This is a genomic window from Flavihumibacter sp. CACIAM 22H1 (assembly GCF_001601815.1).
GTDB lineage: Bacteria > Bacteroidota > Bacteroidia > Chitinophagales > Chitinophagaceae > Flavihumibacter.
In genome coordinates, this window is sequence record NZ_LUKG01000032.1 from 8,673 (window position 1) to 21,026 (window position 12,354).

Genomic DNA, 12,354 nt, shown 5'->3' on the forward strand with positions numbered 1-12,354 from the left:
GGTGTAAATGTGTTCCGCCTTAATTTTTCTCATGGATCGCATGAAGATAAGGCCCAGATCATCCAGCATATACGCAATATCAATACCACCGAGCCTTATAATATTGCCATCCTGGGCGATTTACAGGGGCCAAAACTACGGGTAGGTGAAATTGAAAACAATGGTATACAGGTAAGTGAAGGTGATATCCTTACATTTACCAACGTCAAATGCGTAGGCACCCTTGAAAAAATTTATGTTAGCTACCCGAACCTACACGCCGATGTAGTGGTAGGTAACCGGATCTTTATCGATGATGGAAAAATTGAAGTGGAAGTAGCGGAAATCACTCCTGAAAACGATGTGAAGGTGCGCGTTACAGTAGGCGGAAAATTATCCTCCAAAAAAGGTATTAACCTGCCCGATACCAAAATATCTCTTCCCGCCTTAACTGAGAAAGACCTGATTGATCTCGATTTTATAATTGAGCAAAAACTTGATTGGGTAGCTCTTTCCTTCGTTAAACGCGTGGAAGACCTGATTCAGTTAAGAACCATCCTGAATCGTCACCAGAGTAAAACTAAGGTGATTTCAAAAATTGAAATGCCGGAAGCCATTACCAATCTTCGTGACCTGATCCTGGAAAGCGATGGGGTAATGATTGCCCGTGGCGACCTGGGTATTGAAATTCCAATGGAGCAGGTTCCCCTGATTCAGAAAGAAATTATCCGTAAATGCATGCACAGGGCTAAACCCGTTATCGTTGCTACCCAAATGATGGAGAGCATGATTGATCGGGTAAAACCCAACCGTTCCGAAGTAACCGATGTAGCCAATGCAGTAATGGAAGGGGCAGACGCCGTAATGCTGAGTGGCGAAACCGCTACGGGCCAACACCCGGTTCTGGTGATCGAAACCATGAGCAAAATCATTCGTGAAATTGAAACAAAAGCCTACTACTACAACCGGGAAGAAGATCTTACCCCACAACCCCACTCTCCTTCTTTCCTGAGTGATGCTATTTGTTACAATGCCTGTAAAATTGCCAAAGACGTAAATGCACATGCCTTAATCGGGATGACGCAAAGCGGCTATACCGGCTTCATGTTATCCAGTTATCGACCCAAATCACCCCTGTACATTTTCACTAAGGAAAGATCACTGGTAAACCAGTTAAGTCTTAGCTGGGGTGTAAGAGCATTTTTCTACGAAGAAGAAGAAAGCCTGGATGATATTCATTCCGACCAGCATGAGATTTTAAAAGAACGTGGCTTTCTTAAAATTGGTGACATCGTTGTTAACACCGGTAGTACACCGGTGAAGGAACACCTTCCTACCAATATTCTTAAGCTATCAATCGTAAAATAAATATTCCTTAACAAAGGCCTTGAAACGTGAGAAGAATTATTCTTCTCACGTTTTTATTTTTCCAGCACTATCAATACAGAGCCTAGTACCATTATAGCAGCACCTACCAGTTTTCGTTGCAGATGAGCTTCCTTAAAAAAGCGGTACCCGAAAAACACACTCACCAATATGGATAGCTGAAACAAGGCAAGCGCATACCCCACGGGCAGGTATTGTAAGGTGTAAAGCGTAGTTAATTGCATGGCGGCAATACAGGCTATCAGCACTACCAGTTGCACTACCGCCGGTTGATCCCATTGTTTACCAGGCAAACGCTGGTATTTTTTTACCAGCAACCAGGAAAACAACGCCCCAAAAACAGCCCAGCTCCCAAAGGCTAACATGGCATTGGATTCCTGGATCACCCGTTTTATGAATACTGCCTCAATACCGGTCAGCAAAAGTGCTAATAAGCGATACTGGATTTCCTTTTTGCGAAAAATCTTTATGGAAACGGGTTCCTCCGGACTATCCAGCACAATATAACTTCCGGTAATTATTAAGCCAATACCCAACAGTCCCCAGCTTCCCGGCAACTCCTGTAACAACACTATGCCAAGCAGTAATCCAACAACCGACTTGTAGGCATTGATTGGTCCCAGTACAGAAAGATTTCCTGTTTCCAGTGCTTTTACCAGGAAACTATTTCCCACTGCGCCAGCCATTCCGCCCGCAATGGAAAAAATCCAGAAATAGGCCGATTTGATGCTCGAAAAATAAACTATAAACAAAGGAATGGCTACTATCGCCAGCAAGGCATAGGAATAAAAATTTACCAGTATCGCTCCATAACCTCTACCGGTAAGTTGTTTTTGCAGCACATTGGCATAGGAACTGGAAAAAACCCGGATGAGTACTGCCAACGATAGCAAAACAAGGGTGCTGCCAGTCATAGCCTGAATTTAGTCATTCTGAACCGCAGCCAGGCAGGCTTTTATTTCATCGGGATCAACCGTCCAGGTTTGAGCGCCTTCCGTTAAAAGTGGGTTCCGGTATTCCATAGCACCCGTTGTAAGTTTACGGGCCGAACTATGAAATTCCTCCAGGCCCGTTAATGCTTTTAAACGGCCTATGTTTCCCGAACGTATTCCCGAACCAGGAAGCAATATAATTCTATCTTTTGCCGCTTTGATACAGGCCAGGAGTGTGCTTATTCCTTCCAATACAGTGGAAGCACCTCCGGAACTGAGGATCCGCTGACACCCTGCTTTTATGATGTGTTCCAATGCTTCCAACTTATCCGGCACATGATCAAAAGCCCGGTGGAAGGTTACGTCCATCGGGTAAGCCAGCTCTACCAATCGGGCAGTACGTTCATAATCCACCGTGCCATCGGGCTTCAAAAATCCAAACACAACCCCGTTCATACCAATTTCTTTTGCTACCAACACATCCGATTTCATTACAGCAAATTCTTCTTCGGTGTAAAGAAAATCGCCTCCGCGGGGTCTTATAATGGGAAATATGGGAATTTCAACGGCTTCTCTCGCCGCTTTTAACATGCCGTAAGAAACCGTGGTGCCACCTTCCAATGGATTCGCACATAACTCTATTCTTCCTCCGCCAGCCTCCTCAATAAGCCGGCAACTATTAATATCAAAAGCAATTACTTCTAATAACGTATTCATCAGATCAGAAACTTTGCGTCCACGGTAGCCGGACCATTATTAGTATGAACGGCATAGTTGAACCCTTTAATAACAGAATAGGCACCCACTTCGCCTTGTTTATTAATTGCAATAAATCCGGCTTGCAGGTTGCGGGCCTTTTCAATGCCGTTCCTTTTTACAATACGTTCTACTGCTTTTTTGCAGGCAGCTTCCGGAGACAAGCCATTGCGCATCATTTCTACAATGGTATGTGATCCGCATACACGAACAATTTCTTCTCCGACGCCGGTAGCTGTTGCAGCTCCCACTTCATTGTCTACGTATAACCCTGCACCAATAATAGGTGAATCGCCTACCCTGCCGGCCATTTTAAAGGCCATACCACTGGTGGAGCAGGCACCGCTTAAATTGCCATGCATATCCAGTGCCAACATGCCAATAGTATCGTGGTTATGTTGTTGCCCGGGTACTTGTTTGGGTTGATTTTTATTTCTTTCCTCCAGGTGTTCCACTGTAATCATCGGGTCGTATTTCGATGTTTTTAACCAGTTTTTCCAGGCTTTCTCAGCTTCCGGCGTAAGCAGGTTAACTTTTTCAAAACCTTCTGAAAGCGCAAACTTAAGTGCACCCTCTCCTACCAATTGTACATGCGGTGTTTTTTCCATTACCAACCGGGCAACAGAAACAGGATGTAAAATATGTTCAAGACACATTACAGCACCGCAATTGCCGCGTTCATCCATTACACAACTATCTACTGTTACTCTTCCGTCTCTATCCGGCAACCCTCCATACCCTACACTCTGATCCGTTGGGTCAGCTTCGGTTACATGTATCCCTTTTTCCAATGCATCCAGTGCTTTTCCATTGGCAGCCAGTATTTTCCAGGCAACGGCATTGGCTTTTTGGTTAGGCGCCCAGGTAGATATCACTACCGGCTTGGACTGCGCCCCGGCTTTAGTTCCATTCGATAGGGAGAATCCCTGTTTACCCAAAAAAATTCCCAGGGAACCCAATACTGAATGTTGCAAAAAACGTCTCCTTTCAAGCATACGAATCAATTTATAGGTCAAAGTAAATCAATTCGGGAATTAAATGATGGTCCAATTCTGTACATTTATTATTTATTTCTCACTATCTCTTCCATATGAACAAACTGTACGCTGTATTGGTGCTTGTTATAATTTCCTCTTCCGTAATGGCACAAACGCCCAATAGCCAGGATTCTGCCTGGATACGGGATAATTACCAGAAAATTGAACAATATATAACCATGCGGGATAGTGTACGGTTGTTCACCTCCATTTACCTGCCGAAAGATAAAACCGAGAAGCATCCTATCCTGATGACAAGAACACCGTATTCCTGTGCCCCCTACGGAGCCGATAAATGGCGCGCCTTCTGGGATACACACTGGAAATATTACATGCGCGAAGGATATATTATTGTACTGCAGGATGTACGCGGCAGATGGATGAGCGAAGGCGTTTTTGAAGACGTACGTCCTTTCCGAAAAAACAAACAGGCCACTCATGAAATTGATGAAGCCAGTGATACCTACGATGCCATAGACTGGCTGGTTAAAAACCTGCCCGATAACAATGGGCGGGTAGGTGTATTCGGAATTTCCTATCCTGGTTTTTACAGTACTATGGCAGCTGCCAGCGGCCACCCTGCCCTTAAAGCGGTTAGCCCGCAGGCTCCGGTAACCGATTGGTTTATGGGTGATGATTTTCATCATAACGGTGCATTGGCCCTGATGGATGGTTTTATGTTTTATGCAGGAGGTTTCGGTCATCCAAGACCGTTACCTACTACCCAGGCTCCGGTGAACAAATTGACGATTCCCAGAAATGACAATTATGCCAGCTTCCTGGAAATTGGTCCACTTCGGAATTTCATGAAAATGACGGGCGATTCCATTAAATTCTGGAAAGACCTCTACGCACACCCCGACTACGATGCGTTCTGGAAAGAGCGCGATGCCCGAACTGCTATGTTCTCTATCCAGCCTGCCATGTTAACCGTAGGCGGATTATACGATGCTGAAGATTGTTTTGGTGCCTGGAACCTGTATAAATCAATAGAAACCCAAAGTCCGGCTACCAATAGTAAACTTGTTATGGGCCCCTGGTACCATGGCCAATGGGCCCGGGGCGATGGCAGCTCGCTCGGCAACCTTCAATTTGGTGCAAAGACCTCCGAATGGTACCAGAATACCATTGAAATACCATTTTTTCAGTATCATCTGAAAGGCAAGGGCAATTTGGATAACCTGCCGGAAGCAACCGTGTTTTTTACCGGTGAAAACAGCTGGAAACAACTGGACCACTGGCCACCGCAACAAACCAACCTTACCCCGCTCTACCTGCATCCAAAAGGGGAGCTCGACTGGCTTCCTGTATTTGGCAAAATAGCCCCTACCGAATATACCAGTGATCCGAACAAACCGGTTCCGTATGCAGCCGATATTCATTTTGCCCGAACCCGGGAATACATGACAGACGACCAGCGCTTTGCCAGCCGCAGACCCGACGTAGTAAGTTTTGTTACTCCCGAACTTGATTCCACCCTCACTTTGGCTGGTCCGGTTATCGCAGACCTGATGGTTTCAATGTCTGGCACAGATGCTGATTTCGTGGTAAAACTGATCGATGTCTATCCTGATGATGCGGCTAACGGCATGGGTGGTTACCAACAGTTGGTACGGGGTGAAATAATGCGGGGAAAATACCGCAAGAGTTTTGAGGTACCCGTACCGTTTAAACCGAATAAACCGGATCGGGTAAAATTTGAACTGCCAGACATTGCACACAGCTTTTTGCCCGGGCACCGGCTAATGATCCAGATTCAGAGCAGTTGGTTCCCGCTGATGGATCGGAACCCGCAACAATTCATGAATATTTACGAAGCTAAAGAAGAGGATTTTAAAGCAGCCACCATACGTATACATCATGACGGGCAGCAGGATTCCAAACTGCTACTTCCGGTTGTTCGTGGTACGCTGCCCAATCGATGAACCAGATTTCAGGCTGCTTACGATAACAGTTCCTATAGCCCGGCCCTGTTCAACGCCGTACTCAACGGCGTCCCTGAAATGAATACCTCCATAGAGCCTGGAAATAGCGGCCTCTTCTGCTGCCTGCCGGAAGGAGCTAAATTGCCGGGCAGGCAACTCAAACATAAGTTCCGTATCATCCTCGTACGCAAAATGATCACCGAAAAAATAAGTTAGTAATTCGGCCACCGCTCCCGATACCACACTATGTCCACTGGTATATTCCGGGAAGGGCGGCGTTTGTAATAAAGGCATCCATTTGGCATCAACATGCCGGTTAATGTAGGTTTCCGGGCGGATACGGTTACTCCGGTATTTTTCCTCCCAGCAACTGATAAATGCATCCATCAGGGTGGCTGCTGTCAAAGACTGCACCTGTACCGCTTTATCAAGCGGTAACCCGGCTTTTAAAGAGGCAATGGAAGCTATATTCATCCAATGGCCACCGGGACTAATTTTTTTGAATCCAACATTCATATGCCCCGAGCTGGTAATGGCAAAGGGATTGCAATCCCAGAAAGCGGCAATCTCTTTTTGCTCGCGGGTAGCGGAATTTCCTACCCGGTATACTTCCAGGGCCATTTGATGAAATGGGCTCGAACTGTCTTTACTGAATGCGATGGGGGGCTTCGGCTTGCACTGTTCACCAGAATCCAGCAACATCGGGCGTATTATCTTCCAATTGGGCTCAACGGCTTCCATATATGCCGGAGGGGTTGGATACCAGTTGCCTTCCCCCTTTGATGGCGAATAACGGAGCTTGGTGCTTAGCTTATTGTAATTATCTTTTTTGCTGAACTCCATTACATGCGCTACTATTTTTTTAGCCACTTCTTTTGAGTACTGCAGGGTGGCATCCGGCATCCCTTTTAAACGGTATTTTGCCTCAAAATCAGCCAGTTGCTGTTCCAGCATAAAACCGGAGGGTAAAAAGGAGATACCGCTTAGATAAATCGAATAAATTGCCGTAAACCCGGGATCGAGCTTTTTCTTATCCAGTTCCCCCGCAAAATTTGTGTATCGTCGAAAGCTGGCAGAGGGTGGGGCCAGGTTTTTATTGAATTTTGAAAGCAGGTCATAAGCGCCCAACGTACAATAGGTATAAAAACGGGCAGCGGCAGGTGGGTTAATAACGTCGTGCATCATAACCATTGTAAGAGAAAATACAGCCGGTTGCAACTCCTGCTCGTATTTTTTTGACTGGGCAGCAAGGTTCAACGAAACCAGTAAAAGAACAAAGGGAATAAGCCTGCGCATGCGTATCAGTATTTATAAAATTGAATGGATTGGCCGTTCAATCCAATTACCACGTAACGGTCTTCTCCTTTTTTGAAAAGCCGGGCGTTTTTACAATCACCTTTTAATTGAAGTCCGCTTAGCGGCTGCGGCAGGTAACGGTACTCACCCGTTTCAGTTCCGAGCAGCAAACATCCATAGTTGGCTTCCATACTTCCGATTTTTAAACGGTTATCTGACCTATTCCCCAGCAGTAAGAGGTCCATTTTCCCATCTCGGTTAAAATCATCGGTAAGTATTTGGGTTACTACAGAAAATTGTGCCTGAACGGGTAAAGCCTGGCGTTCAAAACGGCCTTTTTTATTGCGAAGTACCAGGGTTTGGCTAACAGTGGCGGTCTTTTTACCTGCTTTATTCAGTTCCTCCTGGGTAAATAACTCCTTCATGCCGGCAGTAGAATAATCCTTATAAGAAGAAAACTTACGACGCATGCTATACATCTGTTCATTCAGCTCATCCCGGCTTACAAATGGGTAAGAAACCCCCTGAATATAAAAGTTCAAAAAAGGATCAATGGAGCCATTGCCGTCAAAATCGGCATAATACAGTTCCAGTGGTTGTTGCTCTGAAAATTTCAATTGAGTATTTTGACCAATATTACCCAGCACAAGATCATCCCAGCCATCACCATCCAGGTCTGTTACCCGGAGGGAAAACCAATAGCCGTTCCAATTACCTGGGAATAATTCAGCAGTCTTATCCTTCCAGCTTTCACCGCTGTAAGAATAAACCTGGATACCCATTAGTTCTCCTACCAGTATAAGTTCTTTGAAACCATCTTTATCAAGATCTGCCCAGGCTGCATCGGTGATCATACCCACCGCCTGGAAAGGAATTTCTGCCTGGGTAAATTCTCCCCTGCCATTATTCACCAACAGATAGGAAACAGGGCTCGTAGGATATGCACCTGGTACTACCCTACCCCCTATGAAAATATCCTGGTCGCCATCTCCATCAAAATCACAGGTTCTTACAACGCTTTTTGAGGATTGGTTTACAAGCGGCAATGCCTTTGATGAAAGGGTAAAATGGCCGTTTCCGTCGTTCATATAGAGCAGGTCTTGCAAGCTGCTATCTCCCGGCTCCAGGTAGGCATAACCACCTGCTGCCAGGTAAAGATCCGGAAATCCGTCTCCGTTAAAATCAGTGAGAGACAGGTCCGCAAAATACCGGTTAAAACCAGACTCGGGCAGGGAGAGCTTTCTTTCCAGGAATGTACCGTTGGGTTGTTGCAAATACAACACAGGCGCCTGGTTTTCATTGCCAGCTACTACCAGGTCCTGCCGCCCATTTTTATCCAGATCCGCTTCCCCCAGGATCGGCCCGGTTGAAGAATACATAAAGGTCATGAGTAACTGCCTTTTAAAATCATTGATACCCGGATCCTTGTGTTGGTAGCTGATCCATTTTTCGGTTTTTTGGAATAAGGGCGTTGATCTTTTGGCTGGTAGTGCAACCGGTTTCACTGCCCCATAGGAAATACGGTGGTATCCAGGTTTTAACGAGTAGAGCACCTGCTCCATCTGGTTTGGCCAAACTATTCTTACAGAATCAGCACTGCCTGCTTTACCCAGGCCAATATGTTGGTTATAGGGGAGGCTGGATAAATAGCCCCTGGCTGGATTTACTTCGAGGTATTGAACTGCATTGCCTGTATAAACATATAATTTGGTGCCGGTACCAAAGAGGTTTTTGTCTTTATATCGGACCTGGATATTCAAAAAATTAGGGTCGCCTGTATTGGCAGACGTATTTTCATAAACCAACACTTCTTTGTTGACCCGGTTAATCACCAGGTCAAGATCTCCGTCAAGATCCAGGTCGGCATAAACGGCAGAGCTGGAAATTCCGGGATCCGTTATGCCCCAACTTTCTTTTTGATTACTGAAACTCAGGTCACCGTTATTACGATAAACATAATTGTACAAATTGGTAGTAGGCATTGCCTGAACCAGGTCCATTAATTTGGCGGGCTCTCTGTCAATGGCTTTCCGCACTTTATAATCGCCCCAATAACGCAAAAAATCTTTGTTGGTATAATCTCTCAGGTAACCATTACTGATAAAAAGGTCTTTGAACCCATCATTATCCAAATCGGCAAACAAAGGGCACCAGCTCCAATCGGTATTGGAAATTCCGGCCAATTGCCCGATTTCACTAAAGGTTCCGTCCCCATTATTCAATTGCAGCATATTTCGCATGTACTGTTTCTGCAATTGCTGGCTGGTCATTAATTGAAAGGTTTCATAATTCTCCTGGAGTTGTAAGAGTTTTTGCCGTTTGTTGTCTTCCGGCAACATATCCAGGTTAACCAGGTCTGGCAATCCATCGTTATTAAAATCAGCTATATCGGCTCCCATGGAAAACTGGGCCAGGTAACGAAAACAATCACTGGCCACGTCGGTAAAACTGCCGTTTTTGTTATTCAGGTAACAATAGTCGGGTTCATTATAATCATTGGTTACATACACATCCTGCCAGCCGTCCTGGTTAATATCTGCCACAACAATTCCAAGGCCGTAGGTTAGAGGGTTTTGGCGGATGCCGGCAGTAGCCGATACATCCACAAATTTATTCTGGTTGTTTTGATAGAGTTTGCTACCGGCAAGTTCATCTACATCTTTCCGGTATTTGGCCAGTTCCAGGTTATCAATTTTCTTATTACTATGGTTAAGCAGGAAAAGGTCAAGGTCGCCATCATTGTCAAAATCAAAGAAGGCGGCCTGGGTGCTGAGGCTTTTATCGTCAAGGCCATAGGCGGCGGCCTGCTCGGTAAATGTTCCATTTTGCTGGTTAATAAAAAGCTGGTTACGGCGTTCATCATCAGCTACCTTACCGGAATAGCAGACATAAATATCGAGCCATCCATCGCCATTTACATCGGCCATGGTTACACCTGTTTTCCAGGCATTAGGCCGGCCTTTCATTAAAGGGGAAGCACTGTTGGTGATGTCTTTGAAACGGCGGTTTCCCTGGTTCAGAAACAGTTTGTTTTCGCCCATATTGGCGGTAAAGAAGAGATCGGGCAGCCCATCGTTGTTGATATCGCCTACTGCCGTTCCGCCACCGTTAAAAAAATATTCGTAGGATAATACATTCAGCGCTTCTGTTTCCTGTATAGTATTGGAGAAAATAAGGCCTGTTTGGGAAGAAGGCAACTGTTTAAACCGTTTTTCCTGGGCGTGTAATGAATGCGGGCAAAGCTGCCAATAAACAATTGCAAGCAGTAGTATTGAACTGGTTTTCATGATACTTTCAATTTAAGAAACTAATTGCAATCAGGATCTTAAAAAAAGAACAGGACTGTCACGGGGACAGCCCTGTCTTACGCTACATACTAAGAGAACTGCATCTTTCTGCTACAAGAAAACGCAACTCATTAATTGGCGGCATCCCACCATACTCTACCAATCCAGTTATCACCTCCCTGAATATCTGCAACACCTGCCTGGTAGCTCGGACCATTCAGGGTTGCTTCATTCAATGGAATAATCTGACGACGAGGAATTTGTCCATTAGAGAAGCCACCTGGGAAAACAACCGGTGTCAGCTGCGGATAACCAGATCTTCTCCAGTTATTCCACGCTTCCACAAAGCTGAAATAGGAGCCGGTAGTTGCCCAATATTGTTCATTAATCATTTTAAGCGAAGCATTCAGGCTGGAAACATCCAGCGGGTTAGCTGCTGCAAATGCATCGGCAGTGCCGGCGGAAATAGTAGCCGACGCATCCATTGTAGCAAGGGTTTGCAAGGCTGCTGAAACGCCGTTTCTATAGTGTTGTGCGGCTGTACCGGTAATGGTCCATCCTCTGGCAGCTGCCTCGGCTAAAAGGAAAGAGGTTTCAGCAAAGGTCATTACAATAACCGGTGCGTTCAGGTTGGTGGTTAACGCAGCACGCGGACGGCTGTATCTTCCGATCGGGGATAAATCACCACCGGTACCACTGCTACCCGGATAGTTGGGCTCGTTAGTAATGTCTTTATCACCTTCGTTCATGTCATATCCGTTGGGTAAACCAACCTGGATACCTGCTGCATTATTACCGCTTTGTGAAACATCCGATGCGGCAGCAATACCTGCCGGTGGAATTTCAGCAAGGGCAGTTAAACGGGGGTCGTTGCTGGCTTTCAGGAAGTCGATGAAACGCTTGCTCCAACGAACCTGGTAAAAGTCGTCCGATACGCGGATAGCGGAAGAGTTCGGGTTGCCATATCCATTGGCAAAATCAACTCTTAACACATAGTTATCGGCTACGCTGGCCATTGGACCACCGGCGGCTGCTTTCTCTGCCCATTGTTTAGCCAGGCCTGCGTCAATTTTGGTCATGCGCATAGCCATACGAAGCATCAGGCTGTATCCGAGTTTTTTCCATTTGGCAATATCACCGGCATACGTAGATATGTCATTGGTAAATGCTGGTTGAGAAGCAGAAAAGCCACTGATGGCAGTTTCCAACTCAGCCAGTAAACCCAGGTATACATCTCTCTGGTTGTCGTACTTGGGGTTATTCAGGCCCTCATCGCCTCTTAAAGCCTCGCTATATGGAATCGGACCATAGAGATCGGAAATAAAGGCCAGGTTCATTACCTGTACAATTTTGGCAGCACTTTTCACATTTACTTTGGTTGCGTCGTCTCCCAGCAGCTTTATCAATTGCTGGGCCTGCGTAGCACCAGTGAAACTATTGTTCCAACTATTGGCAGTGTAGGAATTAATATTACTGGAAGGCACATATTTATCCATATTAGAATAATAGGTAGCACCACCTGTAGACGTAGAGGCCAATAACTGTACCCAGCCAGCCTGGAATAATAAGCTGCCGCTGTACCCTGTCATGGTGCCCAGGTAACTCCGTTGCGCAGCCGGTAACAGGTAGGCGCCTTCGAAATTTCCCGGTGAAATCTGGAGTGGATTCGTATTTAGTTCTTCAAACCCCTTCGTACAGCCAACCTGCAAGCCAGCCAGCAGAATTCCGGAATATATGAGTAGTTTTTTCATGTTCT

At 45.8% G+C, this 12,354-nt stretch carries 8 protein-coding genes; 2 read left to right on the plus strand and 6 right to left on the minus strand.

The features are described 5' to 3' along the window. A partial coding sequence (pyk, locus tag A1D16_RS10590) for a pyruvate kinase (protein ID WP_290709337.1) occupies window positions 1-1,347 on the plus strand: 1,347 nt, incomplete at its 5' end. 53 nt (window positions 1,348-1,400) lie between these two features. Here the strand turns inward: pyk and A1D16_RS10595 are convergent. From A1D16_RS10595 to A1D16_RS10605, 3 genes are read right to left on the minus strand one after another with little or no spacing between them, the layout of a single operon-like run. Continuing rightward, a complete protein-coding gene (locus A1D16_RS10595) occupies window positions 1,401-2,279 on the minus strand; it encodes a DMT family transporter (RefSeq protein WP_290709338.1) in 879 nt (292 codons plus the stop codon). Window positions 2,280-2,288: 9 nt separating this feature from the next. Next, entirely contained in the window at window positions 2,289-3,014 is a 726-nt protein-coding gene (locus A1D16_RS10600) for a copper homeostasis protein CutC (protein WP_290709339.1), read from the minus strand. Next, window positions 3,014-4,048: a N(4)-(beta-N-acetylglucosaminyl)-L-asparaginase gene (locus A1D16_RS10605; RefSeq protein ID WP_290709340.1), complete on the minus strand. Its 1,035-nt coding sequence runs from the start codon at window positions 4,046-4,048 to the stop codon at window positions 3,014-3,016. Before A1D16_RS10605 ends, A1D16_RS10600 begins: the two co-directional genes overlap by 1 nt. Before the next feature lie 95 nt (window positions 4,049-4,143). On the opposite strand from A1D16_RS10605, the gene A1D16_RS10610 reads away from it, so the two are divergent. Beyond that, on the plus strand, window positions 4,144-6,015 hold the full coding sequence (locus A1D16_RS10610) for a CocE/NonD family hydrolase (protein ID WP_290709341.1): 1,872 nt from the start codon (window positions 4,144-4,146) through the stop codon (window positions 6,013-6,015). Here A1D16_RS10610 and A1D16_RS10615 read toward each other — a convergent pair. From A1D16_RS10615 to A1D16_RS10625, 3 genes are all read right to left on the minus strand, one after another. After that, on the minus strand, window positions 5,977-7,311 hold the full coding sequence (locus tag A1D16_RS10615; protein ID WP_290709342.1) for a vanadium-dependent haloperoxidase: 1,335 nt from the start codon (window positions 7,309-7,311) through the stop codon (window positions 5,977-5,979). The genes A1D16_RS10610 and A1D16_RS10615 overlap by 39 nt on opposite strands. 5 nt (window positions 7,312-7,316) lie before the next feature. Beyond that, window positions 7,317-10,598 (minus strand): VCBS repeat-containing protein, encoded by a 3,282-nt coding sequence (locus A1D16_RS10620; protein ID WP_290709343.1) that lies wholly within the window; start codon window positions 10,596-10,598, stop codon window positions 7,317-7,319. A 131-nt stretch (window positions 10,599-10,729) separates the two neighbouring features. Continuing rightward, a complete protein-coding gene (locus A1D16_RS10625) occupies window positions 10,730-12,349 on the minus strand; it encodes a SusD/RagB family nutrient-binding outer membrane lipoprotein (protein ID WP_290709344.1) in 1,620 nt (539 codons plus the stop codon). Window positions 12,350-12,354 lie beyond the last annotated feature (5 nt).